This window comes from Streptomyces sp. NPDC028711 (genome assembly GCF_055565415.1).
The window spans coordinates 774,735-791,176 of record NZ_JBVHUJ010000001.1; the positions used below are offsets into that span (position 1 = coordinate 774,735).

At 71.4% G+C, this 16,442-nt stretch carries 14 protein-coding genes; 8 read left to right on the forward strand and 6 right to left on the reverse strand.

From position 1 onward, the window contains the following. The first annotated feature begins 255 nt into the window (after window positions 1-255). Together ACZ4VK_RS03450 and ACZ4VK_RS03455 are read left to right on the forward strand one after the other, a co-directional pair. Window positions 256-762 carry a hypothetical protein gene (locus ACZ4VK_RS03450; protein WP_468347971.1) on the forward strand — a complete coding sequence of 169 codons (507 nt, stop codon included), beginning with the start codon at window positions 256-258 and terminating at the stop codon, window positions 760-762. Window positions 763-855: 93 nt separating this feature from the next. Then, window positions 856-1,473, forward strand: coding sequence for a class F sortase (locus ACZ4VK_RS03455; RefSeq protein WP_468347973.1), 618 nt, complete (start codon window positions 856-858; stop codon window positions 1,471-1,473). Window positions 1,474-1,513: 40 nt separating this feature from the next. Here the strand turns inward: ACZ4VK_RS03455 and ACZ4VK_RS03460 are convergent, their stop codons facing one another. Continuing rightward, window positions 1,514-2,299, reverse strand: coding sequence for a sulfite exporter TauE/SafE family protein (locus tag ACZ4VK_RS03460; protein WP_468347975.1), 786 nt, complete (start codon window positions 2,297-2,299; stop codon window positions 1,514-1,516). Between the two features lie 190 nt (window positions 2,300-2,489). Here ACZ4VK_RS03460 and ACZ4VK_RS03465 point away from each other — a divergent pair, with 190 nt between their 5' ends. The 5 genes from ACZ4VK_RS03465 to ACZ4VK_RS03485 all read left to right on the forward strand — a co-directional run bounded on the left by ACZ4VK_RS03465 (window position 2,490) and on the right by ACZ4VK_RS03485 (window position 8,080). Then, window positions 2,490-3,680, forward strand: a complete 1,191-nt coding sequence (locus tag ACZ4VK_RS03465) for an NAD(P)/FAD-dependent oxidoreductase (protein WP_468347977.1) — start codon at window positions 2,490-2,492, stop codon at window positions 3,678-3,680. Between the two features lies 1 nt (window position 3,681). Continuing rightward, the gene (nirB, locus tag ACZ4VK_RS03470) at window positions 3,682-6,246 is read left to right on the forward strand and encodes a nitrite reductase large subunit NirB (RefSeq protein ID WP_468347979.1); all 2,565 of its coding nucleotides are present in this window, start codon (window positions 3,682-3,684) and stop codon (window positions 6,244-6,246) included. After that, window positions 6,243-6,599, forward strand: a complete 357-nt coding sequence (gene nirD, locus ACZ4VK_RS03475) for a nitrite reductase small subunit NirD (protein ID WP_468347981.1) — start codon at window positions 6,243-6,245, stop codon at window positions 6,597-6,599. Before nirB ends, nirD begins: the two co-directional genes overlap by 4 nt. A gap of 37 nt (window positions 6,600-6,636) precedes the next feature. Continuing rightward, window positions 6,637-7,221, forward strand: coding sequence for a TetR/AcrR family transcriptional regulator (locus tag ACZ4VK_RS03480; protein ID WP_468347983.1), 585 nt, complete (start codon window positions 6,637-6,639; stop codon window positions 7,219-7,221). A gap of 97 nt (window positions 7,222-7,318) precedes the next feature. Then, entirely contained in the window at window positions 7,319-8,080 is a 762-nt protein-coding gene (locus ACZ4VK_RS03485; RefSeq protein WP_468347985.1) for an SDR family NAD(P)-dependent oxidoreductase, read from the forward strand. Window positions 8,081-8,103: 23 nt separating this feature from the next. Here ACZ4VK_RS03485 and ACZ4VK_RS03490 read toward each other — a convergent pair whose 3' ends face one another. Then, entirely contained in the window at window positions 8,104-8,517 is a 414-nt protein-coding gene (locus ACZ4VK_RS03490; RefSeq protein ID WP_468347987.1) for a VOC family protein, read from the reverse strand. Window positions 8,518-8,669: 152 nt separating this feature from the next. After that, window positions 8,670-9,119 (reverse strand): group III truncated hemoglobin, encoded by a 450-nt coding sequence (locus tag ACZ4VK_RS03495; protein WP_468347989.1) that lies wholly within the window; start codon window positions 9,117-9,119, stop codon window positions 8,670-8,672. A gap of 310 nt (window positions 9,120-9,429) precedes the next feature. Here ACZ4VK_RS03495 and ACZ4VK_RS03500 point away from each other — a divergent pair, with 310 nt between their 5' ends. After that, a complete protein-coding gene (locus tag ACZ4VK_RS03500; protein ID WP_468347991.1) occupies window positions 9,430-10,587 on the forward strand; it encodes an alkaline phosphatase PhoX in 1,158 nt (385 codons plus the stop codon). On the opposite strand, the gene ACZ4VK_RS03505 is transcribed toward ACZ4VK_RS03500, so the two are convergent. From ACZ4VK_RS03505 to dusB, 3 genes are all read right to left on the reverse strand, one after another. After that, on the reverse strand, window positions 10,557-11,591 hold the full coding sequence (locus ACZ4VK_RS03505; protein ID WP_468347993.1) for an ArsR/SmtB family transcription factor: 1,035 nt from the start codon (window positions 11,589-11,591) through the stop codon (window positions 10,557-10,559). The two genes, ACZ4VK_RS03500 and ACZ4VK_RS03505, sit on opposite strands and share 31 nt — an antisense overlap. A gap of 586 nt (window positions 11,592-12,177) precedes the next feature. Next, entirely contained in the window at window positions 12,178-14,889 is a 2,712-nt protein-coding gene (gene ppdK, locus ACZ4VK_RS03510) for a pyruvate, phosphate dikinase (protein ID WP_468347995.1), read from the reverse strand. Between the two features lie 356 nt (window positions 14,890-15,245). Further along, a complete protein-coding gene (gene dusB / locus ACZ4VK_RS03515; protein WP_468347997.1) occupies window positions 15,246-16,382 on the reverse strand; it encodes a tRNA dihydrouridine synthase DusB in 1,137 nt (378 codons plus the stop codon). Between the last annotated feature and the right edge of the window lie 60 nt (window positions 16,383-16,442).

Below are 16,442 nucleotides of genomic sequence, written 5' to 3' on the forward strand. Positions count from 1 at the left end.
GGCGCCCCTGACATCCGGGACGGACCCCTGGTCACCCGTTCGGCACGGGGAGTCAGCTGACGCCCTGAAACCCGCCCTGACCTGCGGAAACGTCCGGAATCCAGACGACACACCGTATCGGACGGCCCAATCCTGATGCCTCATCAGCAGGCGCGGGGCGCGCGACGGCTCTTATCTCGGTCACAGAAGGCCGATCCGGGAAGTCCCTCCCGGGAGGCCGATCCGCTCGACCGCTCGCGCGCCCCGGAGGCCCCCATGCGCACCACTGTCCGCCTGTTCACCGGTACCGCGCTGACGGTCGCCGCGATCGGAGCTCTCGCCGCCCCCTCGGCGTACGCCGGGAACTCCGAGGCGCTGGAGATCTACCCCGCCGAGGCCTCCCCCGGCACCACGGTCACCGTCAACACCCTCGCCTGCGGCAAGCACGGCCGGGGCGTCGGGGACGCGAACTCGCTGGGCGCGGGTGAGTTCCATCTGAGTGCGAGCACGCACAAGGAGGTCGTGGTCGGACAGTTCGTCGTGCCGGAGCACGCCAAGCCCGGCACCTACGGCATCAGCGTGGCCTGCGACAACGGCAAGACCGCCCGGGGAGACCTGACGGTCAAGCACCGGCGCCCCAGCGGCCACGTCCAGACCGGTGTCGGGGGCAGCGTGGGCCCCGACACCGCCCAGGTCACGGCGGGCGCGGCGGTGCTGGCCGCGGCTGCCGTGGGCGGGGTCCTGCTCCTGCGCCGCCGGGCGAGCGGCGCGCGGGGGCACTGAGACCACCCGCCTGTCCTGCCCCCGCCGCGCGCCCGATCACGGCCCGGCGGGGGCAGGGCCACACCCCGCCCCCGTACAGACCGAGGGAACCCCGTGAGCAACAGGAGCAAGGGCTGGGGCATAGCCGTGGCCGTCTGCGTCGGCCTCTGGCTCGTCCAGAACGGCTCGGAGCACGTCACCCCGCCCGTACCGTCGGCCGCGCAGGCCTTCGCCGCCGGGCCGAGCGTGCACACGGACGCGGCCGCCGACCCGCTGCCGCCTTCGGCGCCGGTCAGGCTGCGCATCCCCGAGACCGACGTGGACACCCCGATGATGCGGCTCGGCCTGGCCGCGGACGGTTCGCTCGACGTCCCGCCGGCCGGGAACCGGAACATGGCCGGCTGGTACGCGGACGGCACCTCGCCCGGCGCCAGGGGCACGGCGATCGTCGCGGGTCACGTCGACAACGCCGAGGGGCCCGCCGTCTTCTACACGCTCGGCGCGCTGAAGAAGGGCCACCGCATCGAGGTGGACCGGCAGGACGGCAGAACCGCCGTGTTCACGGTCGACGCGGTCGAGGTGTACGAGAACAAGGACTTCCCGGACCGGAAGGTGTACGACGAGGCGGACCGCGCCGAGATCCGGGTGATCACCTGCGGCGGCGGCTTCTCGAAGAAGAACGGCTACCAGGGGAACGTGGTCGCCTTCGGGCACCTCATCGGCGTCAGGTAGCCCGGCGTGCGGCAGCCCGGGGTGAGACCGCCCCCGGTCCTCACCCCCACTGGTCGAAGCCCAGCTTCGCGACCAGCGAGAAGACCACGACGAGCAGCACCCCGCGCACGAACTCGGTGCCCTTGCTCAGCGCCATCCTCGCCCCGAGCATCCCGCCCGCCAGATTGAATACGGCCATGACGGCCGCGAGCTGCCAGTAGACGGTGCCCTGGTACGCGAACATCGCGAGCGCGCCGGCGTTGGTGCAGACGTTGACGATCTTGGCGGTGGCGGAGGCCGTCACCAGGTCGAGGTGGAGCACCGCGGTCAGGGCGAGGACCAGGAAGGTGCCGGTGCCGGGCCCGAACAGACCGTCGTAGAAGCCGATCCCGCCGCCCACCACGACGATCGCGGTGACGATCCGCGCCCGGGTCAGCGGCGCCCGGTCCTCCCCCTCGGGCCGTGCGCCGAAGGAGGGCCGGAGGATGACGAAGGCCGCCACCGCGACGAGCACCACCATGATCACGGGGCGGAGGACGGCGTCGCTGATACCGGCCGCGAAGAACGCGCCGCCCATGGAGCCGGCGAGGGCCGCGAGCCCGACCCGTACCGCCGTCCACACCTGGACGGGTGCCTTGCGGACGAAGGTGACGGCCGCGCCGGTGGTGCCGACGATCGCGACGGCCTTGTTGGTGCCGAGGGCGTAGGTGTGCGACACGTTCGGCAGCCCGAGCAGGAGCGCGGGCAGCAGGAGCAGTCCGCCGCCGCCGACCACGGCGTCGATCCAGCCCGCCACGAGCGCGGCGAGGCAGAGCAGGACAAGGGTGGTCAGCGATATCTCCGGCATGGCCACGACCCTAGGGACGAGATCGTTGCCCCGTCCATCGATCCCTTGATCGTTGAGCAATCTCTGAGGTTGCGGCCCGTCGGCCGTCCCGCGCCCTCACAGCGGACCCGGCCGGGGGCGGAGATCAGCGTTCCGTACGGGAAACAGTCGGGATGCCGTCGGGTAACACCGGCCGCGCACGCTTCCCGGTATGAGTACACGGATCGTGGTGGTCGGGGGCGGAACGGCGGGCGCCCGGCTCGCCCAGCGCCTGCCCGTCACCCTCCTCGGCGAGGAGCCGCACGCCCCCTACAACAGGGTGCTGCTCGCCGACGTCCTCGCCGGGCGGTACGCCCCCGAGGTGATCGCCCTGCCCGAGACCCGGGATCCGGTACGGCTCGGGGTGCGGGCCGTGCGGATCGACCGGGCGGCGCGGACGGTGGAGTGCGCGGACGGCTCGCTCGTCGGCTACGACCGGCTGGTCCTCGCCACGGGCTCCAACCCGGTGCTTCCGCCGCTGCGCGGACTGCGCGGGGCGGAGCTGCCGGAGGGCGTCCACGCCTTCCGTACGCTCGACGACTGTCTGGCGCTGCGCGACCGGGTCCGGCCCGGGGTGCGGGCGGTGGTCATCGGCGGCGGGCTCCTCGGGGTCTCGGCGGCGCGGGCCCTCGCGGCCCTCGGCGCGGAGGTGGTCCTCACCCAGCAGGGCGAGCGCCTGATGGAGCGCCAGCTCGACGCGCACGCCTCCGACCTGCTGCGGGAGCACGTCGAGGAGCTCGGGGTCGAGGTGCACACGGAGTGCCGGGTGAGCGGGCTTCGGCAGCGGGACGGGGCGGTGACGGCGGTCGAGCTGGCCGACGGCTTCGTGCTCGACGCCCAGGTCGTGGTCCTGGCCTGCGGGGTGCGCCCCAGGGTGGCCCTGGCCCGGGAGGCGGGGCTCGACGTCGGCCGGGGCGTCCTCGTCGACGACGAGCTGCGGACGTCCGATCCCCACATCCACGCGGTCGGGGACTGCGCGGAGCACGCGGGCCGCGTGTACGGCCTCGCGGGGCCCGCGCTCGAACAGGCCGACGTCCTGGCGGACGTGCTCACCCAGGTCACGCCCACGACGGGCTACACCGGCACCCGCGCCCTCACCCGCCTCACCCTCGGCGGGGCCCGCCCCCTCGACCTCGCCGCGTTCGGCGAGGCCACCCCCCGGCCGGGCGACGACGTCGTCCAGCTCACCGACGCCACGCGCAGCGCGTACCGCAAGGTCGTCGTCCGCGGGGACCGGCTCGTCGGGGGCGTCCTCCTCGGTGACCTGGCCGCGGTCGGCTCGCTCGCTCAGGCGTGGGAGGGCGACGAGGCCCTCCCCGACGCCCCCCTGCTCCACCTGCTCACCCACGACGGAGGCTCCTGACATGAGCGCTGACATGACCGCGCACACCCCGACGATCGTCCTGGTCGGCCACGGAATGGTCGGCCAGCGGTTCCTGGAGTCGCTCGCCGACCGTGGGGTCACCGAGCGGGCCAGGATCGTGGTCCTCTGTGAGGAGCCGCGCCCGGCGTACGACCGTGTGCAGCTGACCTCGTACTTCTCCGGCAAGACCCCCGACGACCTGTCGGTGGTCGAGGCGGGCTTCATGGAGAAGCACGGCATCGAGCTGTACGTCGGCGATCCGGCGGAGTCGGTGGACCGGGAGGCCCGTACGGTCACCGCCCGCTCCGGGCAGGTCTTCGCGTACGACTCGCTCGTCCTCGCCACCGGCTCGTACCCGTTCGTCCCGCCGGTGCCCGGCAAGGACGCCCGCGGCTGTTTCGTCTACCGCACGATCGAGGACCTCCTCGCGATCGAGGAGTACGCGAAGACGGCGACGACCGGCGCGGTCGTCGGCGGCGGTCTGCTCGGTCTCGAGGCTGCGGGCGCCCTGAAGGGCCTCGGGCTCGACACCCACGTGGTGGAGTTCGCGCCGCGGCTCATGCCGGTGCAGGTCGACGAGGGCGGCGGCGCCGCGCTGCTCCGTACGATCGAGCGGATGGGTCTGACCGTCCACACCGGGACGGGCACGCAGGAGGTCGTGACGGCGGACGGCGCCGTGACGGGCATGAAGCTGTCGGACGGTTCCGAGGTCGCCACCGACATGGTGGTCTTCTCGGCCGGTGTACGGCCCCGGGACCAGCTGGCCCGCGACTGCGGCCTCACCGTCGGGGAGCGCGGCGGCATCGCGGTCGACGAGCTGTGCCGGACGTCCGACCCCGCCGTGTTCGCGATCGGTGAGTGCGCGCTCGCCTCCGACGGCCGGGTGTACGGCCTGGTGGCGCCGGGCTACGAGATGGCGCAGACGGCGGCGGCGGCGATCGCCGAGGAGACGGACGAGACGGGCGAGACCGTCAACGGGTTCACCGGCGCCGACATGTCGACGAAGCTGAAGCTGCTCGGTGTGGACGTGGCCTCCTTCGGCGACGCGCACGGCACGGCCGAGGGCTGCCTCGACGTCGTCTACTCGGACTCCCGCTCGGGTGTCTACAAGAAGCTGGTGATCTCCGGTGAGGGGGTGCTGCTCGGCGGTGTCCTCGTCGGGGACGCCGAGCAGTACGGGCTGCTCCGCCCGCTGACCGGTTCCGTACCGCCTGTCTCCCCCGAGCAGCTGGTCCTTCCGGCCGGGGTCGGCGCGCCGGTGGCGCTCGGTCCCTCGGCGCTGCCGGACGACGCGGTGATCTGCTCCTGCCACAACGTCACCAAGCACGCCATCGGCCAGTGCGAGTCCCTCGCCGAGGTGAAGAAGTGCACCAAGGCCGGTACGGGCTGCGGCAGTTGCGTGAAGGTGATCGAGAAGCTGCTGCCGGCACCCAAGGACAAGGGGCTCTGCGGCTGCTTCTCGTACACCCGGAGCGAGCTCTACGAGATCGCCCGCACCCTGCGGATCACCTCGTTCGCGGCGCTGCTCGACTCGCACGGCCGGGACGGGGCGAAGGGCGGGGAGGGCTGCGAGGTCTGCAAGCCGACCGTCGGCTCGATCCTGGCCTCTCTCAACAACGGCTACATCCTGGACGGCGAGCAGGCCTCCCTCCAGGACACCAACGACCACTTCCTCGCCAACATGCAGCGCAACGGCTCCTACTCGGTCGTGCCGCGCATCCCCGGCGGCGAGATCACCCCGGACAAGCTGATCGTGATCGGCGAGGTGGCCCGCGACTTCGGCCTCTACACGAAGATCACGGGCGGCCAGCGCATCGACCTCTTCGGCGCCCGCGTGGACCAGCTCCCGGCGATCTGGACCCGTCTGGTGGACGCGGGCTTCGAGTCGGGGCACGCGTACGGCAAGTCGCTGCGGACGGTGAAGTCCTGCGTCGGGCAGACCTGGTGCCGGTACGGCGTCCAGGACTCGGTGAAGATGGCGATCCAGCTGGAGCTGCGCTACCGGGGCCTGCGCGCCCCGCACAAGCTCAAGTCGGCGGTCTCGGGCTGCGCCCGCGAGTGCGCGGAGGCGCAGTCGAAGGACTTCGGGATCATCGCGACGGCCAACGGCTGGAACCTGTACGTCGGCGGGAACGGCGGCGCGACCCCGCGCCACGCGGACCTGCTCGCGCAGGACCTGTCGGACGCCGAACTGGTGCGGCTCATCGACCGGTTCCTGATGTTCTACATCCGGACGGCAGACCGTCTTGAGCGGACGTCGACGTGGCTGGAGCGCCTGGAGGGCGGGCTCGACCACCTCAAGGACGTGGTGGTGCGCGACTCGCTCGGGCTCTGCGACGAGCTGGAGGCGCTGATGGCGGCGCACGTCGACGACTACCAGGACGAGTGGGCGCAGACCCTGGACGACCCGGAGCGGCTGCGGCGCTTCGTCTCCTTCGTGAACGCGCCGGACGCGCCGGACCCGTCGGTCCGGTTCGTGCCGGAGCGCGACCAGATCAAGCCGGACCTCACGATCCTGACGCTCGGCAGGACGAACAGCACGCTGGAAGGGGCTTCCTCCCGATGACGACGACTCTCACCTCTCCCACCACGACGACGCTCGAACTCTCCCCCTCCCCCGGCACGTGGGTGGCGGTCTGCGAGGAGTCCCGGCTGACGCCGGGCCGGGGCGTGGCGGCGCTGCTGCCGGACGGCCGGCAGGCGGCGGTCTTCCGGGACCGGTCGGGGCGGGTGTACGCGATCGACAACCGTGACCCGTTCACCGGGGCGCAGGTGCTGTCCCGGGGGCTCGTCGGCTCCGTGGACGGCCGGCCGTTCGTGGCCTCTCCGCTCCTGAAGCAGCGCTTCGACCTGGAGACGGGGCGGTGTCTGGACGACGACGAGGTCGCGGTGGCGGTCTATCCGGTACGGGCGAGCTGACTTGACCGTTCGTTCCAGATAGCCGTACGGTCCTCCCGTGGCCAGGACCAAGGAATTCGATCCCGACGCCGCGCTCCAGGCCGCTCTCGAGCTGTTCTGGGCGCGGGGGTACGAGGCGACGACCCTGTCGGACCTCGTCGAGCACCTCGGCATCGGCCGGGCCAGCCTCTACGCGACCTTCGGGAACAAGCGCGAGCTGTACCTGAAGGCGCTCGACCGCTACCTGGAGATCCGCGACCCGCGGATCGTCGAGGAACTGTCCGCGCCGGGCCCGGCCCTGCCGGCCGTCCGCGCGCTCGTCCGCCGCTTCGCCGCCCAGGCGTCGTCGGACGAGGAACGCCTGAACGGCTGCTTCGTCACCAACTCGGCGGCGGAACTGGGGCCGCACGACACGACCGTCGCACGCCGGGTCGAGCTCAGCTGGGAGCTGATCGAGACCCTTCTGTACGCGGCGCTCACCCGGGCCCGCGCCGGGGGCGAGCTCCCGGCCGGCCGGGACCCGCGAGCCCTGGCCCGGATGCTGCTCGTCGTGCTGCAGGGCATCCGGGTGGTCGGCAAGGTGTCGAGCGACCCGGCCCGGGTGCGGGACGCCACGGAGCAGGCGCTGAGCCTGCTCGACTGAGGGGACGGGCGCCCACGGGGGGGGCGCCCTTTCTTCGGCGCCCATATTGGAACGTACGGTCAAATTAACTCAGCTACTCACAGGGGAGTCGACTCACATGTCCGCACGCTTCACCGATCGCGTCGTCCTCGTCACCGGTGCCGGTTCCGGCCTCGGCCGGGCCATCGCGCTCGCCTTCGCCGCCGAGGGCGCGAAGGTCGTCGTCGCCGGCCGTACCGCGGGGCCGCTCCGGGAGACGGCCGGCCTGATCGAGGCCGCGGGGGGCACCGCCACCGCGGTCACCGCCGACGTGGCGGACGCCGGGTCCACCCGCGAACTGGTCCGGCGCACGGTCGAGGTCTTCGGCGGTCTCGACGTGGCCGTCAACAACGCGGGGGTCTTCCGGGGCGGTCACAGCGCCGCCGACTTCCCCCTGGACGACTGGCACACCCTGCTCGACATCAACGTCACGGGGGTGCTGCACGCCCTGCAGGCCGAGGTGGCGCACATGCGGGCGCACGGCGGCGGGGCGATCGTGAACATCGCGTCGAACCTGGGCCCGCACGTCCGGGTCCCCGGAGTCTTCGGCTACCAGGTCTCGAAGGCCGCCGTCTCGGCGATCACCCGGGCGGCGGCCCTGGACCACATCGCCGACGGCGTCCGGATCAACGCGGTCAGCCCCGGCGCCTCGGAGTCCGCGATGTCGCTGCTGCCCGGCGAGACCGAGGCCGAGCGGGAGGTCCGGATGAAGGAGCAGTCGCCCCTCGGCCGGGTCTCGTCCGCCGCCGAGGTGGCGGCGGCGGTGCTCTACCTCGCGTCGGACGCGGCGGGCTCCGCCGTCGGCACCGACCTGGTGATCGACGGCGGGGTCGCCGCCTGACGTACGCCCGGGGCCGCGGGGGCTCAGCCCTGGGTGGCCGCCGGGTCCATCCAGAAGACCTCCCAGTGGTGGCCGTCCAGGTCGGCGAAGGAGCGGCCGTACATGAAGCCCATGTCCATCGGCTCCTTCGCCGGGCTGCCGCCGGCGGCGAGGGCCGCGTCGGCCAGCTCGTCGGCCTTCGCGCGGCTCTCGGCGCTCAGCGTGATGAGCACCTCGGTGGCCTTCGTGGCGTCGGAGATGTCCTTGCCCGGGGCGGTGAAGCTCCTGAACTTCTCCTCGGTGAGCAGCATCACGAAGATCGTGTCGCTGATGACCACACACGCGGCGGTCTCGTCGCTGAACTGCGGGTTGATGGAGTAGCCGAGCTTCTCGTAGAACGCCTTGCTGGCGTCGAGGTCCTTCACGGGCAGGTTCACGAAGATCATCTGCGGGGCCATGGCGTTCTCTCTCTTCCCTCGGTCCGGCCCGCTCGGTGCGTTCCGGCGCTCTCAGGAGGTAAGACGGCCGTCCCGCCCGGAACTCATCGCTCTCCCGGCGATTCCTCGAAGTTCCTCCGTTCAGGCCACCGAGCGTTCAGGCCACCGAGCGTTCAGGCCACCGAGCGCAGCCGCAGCGCCGCCAGCGGGACGAACCCCCCGCTGCCGCCGCCGGTCTCCGCCGCGGGCCCGGCGAGCCGCCGCAGCATGGCGAGGGCGATCCGCTCGCCCTGCGCCTTGGCCCGCTCGGCCCGCGGCCCGGTGTGGAGGCCGTCCACGGTGGCGTGCCAGAGCTGCACCCAGCGCCCGAAGTGGGCGGCGGTGAGGGGCCGGGCGGAGTGGAGCGCGGCGTGCGGGGCGAAGGCGTCGTGCCCGTAGGCGGCGGTACGGAGAAGGGCGCGCTCCCAGAAGTCGGTGATCCTCGGCAGATGGACCTCCAGGTCGGTGCCGGCGACCTCGGTGAAGAAGGGCCCGATGAGCGGGTCGGCGAAGGCCGCGGCGTAGAAACGGCGCAGCAGTACGTCGAGGTCGTCACGATCACGGATGTCCCGGGCGGCACGCATGCGTCCAGTGTGCCCACGAGACCGCCACTCCCCCAAGGGCCGAAAGCCCCGGAGCCGGGGCCGGTCGGGGCGCCCGCTCCGGGCGGCCGTACCGCGACGGGCCGCCCCGCCTCGCACGTACGCGGGGAGATCGACATGGCTCGAAAACAGCGGCGTCACCGACACCGCGATCCTTTGCCCGATGCCCGCCGCTTCCCCTTCACCGCTTGTTGATGCACAGTCAATTCGGTTCTCCTAGGTTCCGGAAGCGCGCGACCCCGCCGCCGACCGGCGTGGCGGGGCGGTTCACCACCCTTCTCAGGAGTGAGACGTGGAGCGACGCAGTTTCCTGCGTGGAGCGGTCATCGGCACGTCGGCGGCGGCCTTCGGCGGCACCCTGATGCGCGGGGCCGCCTACGCGGCCCCCGCCCAGCCGGGCCCGGGCCCGTACGGGGCGCTCGGCGCCGCGAACGCCAACGGCATCCAGCTGCCCGCCGGGTTCACCAGCCGGATCATCGCCCGGTCCGGCCAGACCGTGGCCGGCACCTCGTACACCTGGCACGCCGCCCCCGACGGCGGCGCCTGCTTCGCCGACGGCACCGGCTGGATCTACGTCTCCAACTCGGAGATCTCCAGCACCGGCGGCGCGAGCGCGGTCAAGTTCAACTCCTCGGGCACCGTCACCTCGGCGTACCGCATCCTGTCCAACACCAACCGCAACTGCGCGGGCGGCGCCACCCCGTGGAACACCTGGCTCTCCTGCGAGGAGGTCGACACGGGCTACGTCTACGAGACCGACCCGTGGGGTGTGAACGCCGCCGTCCGCCGGGCCGCGATGGGCCGCTTCAACCACGAGGCGACGGCCGCCGACCCGGTCCGCCGGGTGATCTACCTGACCGAGGACAAGTCCGACGGCTGCCTCTACCGCTTCGTGCCGTCCACCTGGGGCAACCTCTCCGCCGGCACCCTCCAGGTGCTTGTGGCGGGCACCGCCACCTCCGGCTCTTTCACCTGGCAGAACGTGCCCGACCCGGACGGCTCCCCCACCGCCACCCGCTACCAGGTCTCGGCCGCCAAGAAGTTCAACGGCGGCGAGGGCTGCCACTACGCCAACGACACCGTGTGGTTCACCACCAAGGGCGACAACCGGCTGTGGCAGCTCAACCTGGCGTCGAGCACCTACGAACTGGCCTACGACGACTCCCTGGTGGTCGGCGGCGCCCCGCTGACCGGCGTCGACAACGTCACCGGCTCCTCCTCCGGTGACCTCTTCGTCGCCGAGGACGGCGGCAACATGGAGATCTGCGTCATCACCCCGGACGACGCCGTGGCGCCCTTCCTGCGGATCGGCGGCCAGTCCTCCTCCGAGATCTGCGGCCCCGCCTTCTCCCCCGACGGCAAGCGGCTGTACTTCTCCAGCCAGCGGGGCACGAGCGGCAGCTCGTCGGGCGGCATCACCTACGAGGTGACCGGCCCGTTCCGCGTGTAACTCCCCGCGTAGCACCGCAGGTCCACCTTCCGTTGGGCGCCGCCGAGCAGGGCGGCGCCCAACGGCGTCAGCGTGTGCAGGACCGCGTTGCCGTGGCGCAGGGTCGCGATGAGCCCGGCCTCGCGGAGCACGCCCGCGTGCTGGCTCGCCGAGGCCAGCGACACCCCGGCCCGGCGGGCGAGCTCGCTCGTCGTGCCGCCGTCGCCGATGGCGTGCAGGACGGCCGAGCGGGTGTGACCGACCAGCTTGGCGAGCGAGGAGCCGCCCGGCGCCCGGACGGTCGGCGCCTCGCCGTGGGTGACGGGGTAGACGAGGACCGGCGGCAGCGCGGGGTCGCGCAGCACGACGGGGGTCCCCCGGCAGAAGTACGAGGGCTGGAGCAGCAGCCCACGCCCGTCGAGGTGGACGTCCCGGTCGACCGGGTAGTCGGCCTCCAGGACGGGCGCGCGCCAGCGCAGCATCGGCGGCAGCGAGGCGAGGAGTTCGTCGGCGCCGCCGTCCAGGAGGGCACGGCCGCGGCGGGCCCGGTCGGCCTCCACCCGGGCCCGGATGTGCGGCCAGTACGGCTCGACGGCCGCCCGGTGATAGCTCCGCAGGGCCCCCACGAGCCGGTCGAAGGGCTCCGCGCCGCCGTCGGCGAGGGCACGGAGCGAGTGGGGTACGGTCCGGCCGCCGGAGCGGTCCGCGGCGAGCAGCGAGAGCTCGGCGCGCAGCCGGCCGGAGTCGGTCGCGCGGATCGCCTGGAGGCCCTCTTCGAGCCCGTGGACGCCCTCGGCGGGCGTCAGGAAGTCGGGGAAATAGCCGCGGCTCGGCACGAGCGCCGCGAGGAGCCGGGTCTCACCACCGAGCCGCCCCCGCGTTTCGGAGCGCCATTCTCCGAAGACCACGGAGCCGCGCCGGTCCCTTAAACGGTGAAAGCTCAGAATCGTTTCCCACAGAACGTCCGGCCGGGCGGCCGTACGCACCCCCGCCAAGTCGTTTCCGGTGAAATGAATCCGCAGCATGACGTCCCCACCTGTGCACTCGCAACCACCCCCGACGACGAGTATGCACAGCATCACTGCACGTTACCAGGGTGTTTCAGCCACAGTTGAAAAGCATCGCGGCAATCGGGGCGGAACCGAAAAGCTGTACGGGTCGGGCAGGAAACCTTCAGGACCGAGGTGACGTGGTGAAGACCGTGGGGGGCTTTGCCCGTCCGGCGGCGGTCGGCGAGGGTTGCGGCTCACCTGCCCGGCATCGGTAAAGGGCGCGGCCTCCGGGTGGGGATCCGGGGGTCGCGCCCGCTCCGTTCTTTGCCGAAGAAACGGAAAGTTCAAAGGCCAATAATTCAATCCGGCCCGATGGAACAAGAACGCACGTTCACCCAAAATCAAAACGACGGGACGGACACCTCCGCACAAAGGTGTCCGTCCCGTCCCTATTGGTTCCGGAACCGCCGCCCGCCGGTGAGGGTGAGAGATGGCCGGCGGCGGCCCGGTGGTTCACGCGCCGCCGCTGCTGAACGGGGGTTCAGCAGGACCGGCGGCCGTTCCTGAACCCCGGTTCAGGAGGGCCCGACCGCCACTCCTGAACCGGGGAGCCGGGGGGTCAGCGGCTGTCGCTGCCCTTGGACTCGGCGGCCGCGCGCCCCGCCTCGAGTCGCGCCACCGGGATCCGGAAGGGCGAGCAGGAGACGTAGTCGAGGCCGACCTCGTGGAAGAAGTGCACCGACTCGGGGTCGCCGCCGTGCTCACCGCAGACACCGAGCTTGATGTCGGGGCGGGTGGCCCGGCCGGCCTGGACGGCGCTGCGCACGAGCGCGCCGACACCGTCCTTGTCGATGGTCTCGAAGGGGCTGACGCCGAAGATGCCCTTCTCCAGGTACGCGGTGAAGAACGAGGCCTCCACGTCGTCGCGGGAGAAGCCCCACACCGTCTGGGTCAGGTCGTTGGTGCCGAAGGAGAAGAACTCGGCGGCCTCGGCGATCTGACCGGCGGTCACGGCGGCGCGCGGCAGCTCGATCATGGTGCCGAGCGCGAGCTTGAGCTCCACGCCGGTGCGGGCCTGGACCTCGGCGATGACCGTCTCGGCCTCCTCGCGGACGATCTCCAGCTCCTGGACGGTGCCGACGAGCGGGATCATGATCTCGACGCGCGGGTCGCCCTTGGCGTCGATGCGCTGGGCCGCGGCCTCGGCGATCGCCCGGACCTGCATGGTGAACAGGCCGGGGATGACCAGGCCGAGGCGGACACCGCGCAGACCCAGCATCGGGTTCTGCTCGTGCAGCCGGTGCACGGCCTGGAGCAGGCGCAGGTCGTTCTCGTGCGGCTCCTTGCGGGACTCGGCGAGGGCGACGCGCACCGAGAGCTCGGTGATGTCGGGCAGGAACTCGTGCAGCGGCGGGTCGAGCAGCCGGACCGTGACGGGCAGCCCGTCCATGGCCTCGAAGAGCTCGACGAAGTCCGTCTGCTGGAGCGGCAGCAGGGCTTCGAGGGCCTGGTCGCGCTCGGTGTCCGTGTCCGCGAGGATCAGCCGCTCGACGTACTGGCGGCGCTCGCCGAGGAACATGTGCTCGGTGCGGCAGAGGCCGATGCCCTGGGCGCCGAAGCGGCGGGCGCGCAGCGCGTCCTCGGCGTTGTCGGCGTTGGCGCGGACCCGGAGGCGGCGGACGCGGTCCGCGTAGGCCATGACCCGGTGGACGGCGGCGACGAGCTCGTCGGCGTCGTCGGCGCCGGCGTGCATCCGGCCCTCGAAGTACTCGACGACCGGGGACGGTACGACGGGTACCTCACCGAGGTAGACCTTGCCGGTGGAGCCGTCGATGGAGACGACGTCGCCCTCCTCGACGACCTGGCCGTCGGCCGTGGTCATCCGGCGGCGCTTGGTGTCGACCTCGAGCTCCTCGGCGCCGCAGACACAGGTCTTGCCCATGCCGCGGGCGACGACGGCGGCGTGCGAGGTCTTGCCGCCGCGGGAGGTGAGGATGCCCTCGGCGGCGATCATGCCGTCCAGGTCGTCCGGGTTGGTCTCACGGCGGATCAGGATGACCTTCTCGCCGGACCGGGACCACTTGACGGCGGTGTACGAGTCGAAGACGGCCTTGCCGACCGCGGCGCCCGGGGAGGCGGCGATGCCGCGCCCGATCTGGTCGACCTTCGCGTTCTCGTCGAACTTGGGGAACATCAGCTGGGCGAGCTGCGCGCCGGTGACGCGCTGGAGCGCCTCGGCCTCGTCGATCAGGCCCTGGTCCACGAGCTGGGTGGCGATGCGGAAGGCGGCACCGGCGGTGCGCTTGCCGACGCGGGTCTGGAGCATCCAGAGCTGGCCGCGCTCGATGGTGAACTCGATGTCGCAGAGATCCTTGTAGTGGGTCTCCAGGGTCTCCATGATGTGCATGAGCTGGTCGTACGACGTCTTGTCGATCGACTCGAGGTCGGCCAGCGGCACGGTGTTGCGGATACCGGCGACGACGTCCTCGCCCTGCGCGTTCTGCAGGTAGTCGCCGTAGACGCCCTGGTGGCCGGAGGCGGGGTCGCGGGTGAAGGCGACACCGGTGCCGGAGTCCGGGCCGAGGTTGCCGAAGACCATCGAGCAGACGTTGACGGCGGTGCCGAGGTCGCCCGGGATGCGCTCCTGGCGGCGGTACAGCTTCGCCCGGTCCGTGTTCCAGGAGTTGAAGACGGCCTCGATGGCGAGGTCCATCTGCTCGCGCGGGTCCTGCGGGAAGTCGCGGCCGGTCTGGGCCTTCACGATCTTCTTGAAGTGCTTGACGACCTTCTTGAGGTCGGCGGCGTCGAGGTCGGTGTCGCTGGCGACCTTCTTCGCGGACTTGGCCTCGTCGAGGGCCTCCTCGAAGAGCTCGCCGTCGACGCCGAGGACGGTCTTGCCGAACATCTGGATGAGGCGCCGGTACGAGTCCCAGGCGAAGCGCTCGTTGTCGGCCTGGCGGGCGAGGCCGGCGACGGACTCGTCGGAGAGGCCGATGTTGAGGACCGTGTCCATCATGCCCGGCATGGAGAACTTGGCTCCGGAGCGGACGGAGACGAGCAGCGGGTCGTCGGCCTGGCCGAGCTTCTTGCCCATCTTCTTCTCGAGCGCGTCGAGGTGGGCGGACACCTCGTCGCGGAGCGCGACGGGCTCCGAGCCGCTCTCGAGGTAGACCTTGCACGCCTCGGTGGTGATCGTGAAGCCGGGGGGGACCGGCAGACCGAGGTTGGTCATCTCGGCCAGGTTCGCGCCCTTGCCACCGAGCAGGTCCTTCAGGTCCCTGTTGCCCTCGGTGAAGTCGTACACGAACTTCTGATCATTGTTTTCCGACACGGGTCCCGACTCCTCGATGACTCGGTTGGCTGCCCTGACGGCGAGGAACATACCCAGATCGAAGGCGTCTGGGGAGGTACGCCTAGCGGTCATCCGGTCTTAACCACCCGTCCGCCAGCACTTCGAAAGTTACCGAGCGGAAGCTTCCGCTTTCACGGCCCGAAGGATCCTTGACCCAAACCAGCAGAACCACGCTCACATGAGCGCGCATTCGAGCATATGCGTTCAACTCTTGAACACAAAAGGGGTGGCACCCAGTGCCACCCCTTCAGGCGGTGCAGTCGACCGCAACATGCTCATGTGAGCGCCACCCCCCTCAGGGGTGGCGAGGATCACTCCCTCGGAAAGGCCGGATCTCAGCCGCCGGACGTGTCCAGCTCGGCGTCCTCGCTCACTCCGGCGCAGTCATACGGGTCCTTCAACCAGCCGTCCGGCAGGACAACCCGGTTGTTTCCGGACGTACGGCCCCGAGGTCCGTCCGCACCCACCGGCCAGGGCTGATCCAGGTCCAGCTCGCTCAACTGAGCGCGGAGCTCGTCCAGGGAGGAGGTGATCGCGAGCTTCTTCCGCATCTCGGAGCCCACCGAGAAGCCCTTCAGGTACCAGGCCACATGCTTGCGGAAGTCGATGACACCGCGTGCCTCGTCGCCCAGCCACTCGCCGAGCAGCCGCGCGTGCCGCACCATCGCGTCCGCGACCACCCGGAGCCCCGGCGCCGCGTAGGCGCCCGTGCCCTCGAAGCCCGCCACCAGGTCCGCGAAGAGCCAGGGGCGGCCGAGGCAGCCGCGTCCGACGACCACGCCGTCGCAGCCCGTCTCCCGCATCATCCGCAGCGCGTCGTCGGCCGACCAGATGTCGCCGTTGCCGAGCACCGGGATCTCGGGCACGTGCTCCTTGAGGCGCGCGATCGCGTCCCAGTCGGCCGTGCCGCCGTAGTGCTGGGCAGCGGTCCGCCCGTGCAGGGCGATCGCCGTGACGCCCTCCTCCACGGCGATCCGGCCGGCGTCCAGGAAGGTGATGTGGTCGTCGTCGATGCCCTTGCGCATCTTCATCGTGACCGGCAGGTCGCCCGCGTTGCTCACGGCCTCGTTCAGGATCGCGCGCAGCAGCGGCCGCTTGTAGGGCAGGGCCGAGCCGCCGCCCTTCCGCGTGACCTTGGGGACCGGGCAGCCGAAGTTCAGGTCGATGTGGTCGGCCAGGTCCTCGTCGACGATCATCCGCACGGCCTTGCCGACGGTCACGGGGTCCACCCCGTACAGCTGGATCGAGCGCGGCTTCTCGGTCTCGTCGAAGCGGATGAGCTGCATCGTCTTCTCGTTGCGCTCGACCAGGGCACGCGTCGTGATCATCTCGCTCACGAACAGCCCCTTGCCGCCGGAGAACTCGCGACAGAGGGTACGGAAGGGGGCGTTGGTGATGCCGGCCATGGGGGCGAGCACCACCGGCGGCTGCACGATGTGCGGGCCGATGGCGAGAGGGGTGAACGCGGTCATGAGGCCCATTGTCGCGCACCTCGGAGGTCTTTAGTTAGCCGTACTATCCGCGCATGGCGG